Origin of the sequence: Paraburkholderia sp. SIMBA_027, from assembly GCF_046535315.1 — a bacterium.
GTDB lineage: Bacteria > Pseudomonadota > Gammaproteobacteria > Burkholderiales > Burkholderiaceae > Paraburkholderia > Paraburkholderia tropica.
The window spans coordinates 1-260 of record NZ_JAWRWY010000946.1 but is presented as its reverse complement, the minus strand read 5'-3'; the positions used below and the strand labels follow the sequence as shown (position 1 = coordinate 260).

Here is a 260-nt window from a genome sequence, read left to right as displayed (position 1 = left end):
AAAAGAAACCATGAAAAGGCCGCCGCCGCGGGCGTACAACCCAAACCGCCCGGCAAGAAAACCTCTGGCTTCCAAATATAATGTCGGCAATTCACACCACAGGGAAGCTTCATGATCATCAAACCACGCGTGCGCGGCTTCATCTGCGTGACGACGCATCCTGCCGGCTGCGAAGCCAACGTCAAGGAACAGATCGACTACGTCACTGCACGCGGCCCCATCGCCGACGGCCCGAAGAAAGTGCTGGTGATCGGCGCATC

1 pseudogene is annotated in these 260 nt (G+C 58.1%); it reads left to right on the top strand.

The window, feature by feature from the left end:
• Positions 1–111: 111 nt before the first annotated feature.
• Positions 112–260: pseudogene (locus SB764_RS41905) on the top strand (bifunctional NADH-specific enoyl-ACP reductase/trans-2-enoyl-CoA reductase); the annotation flags it as partial.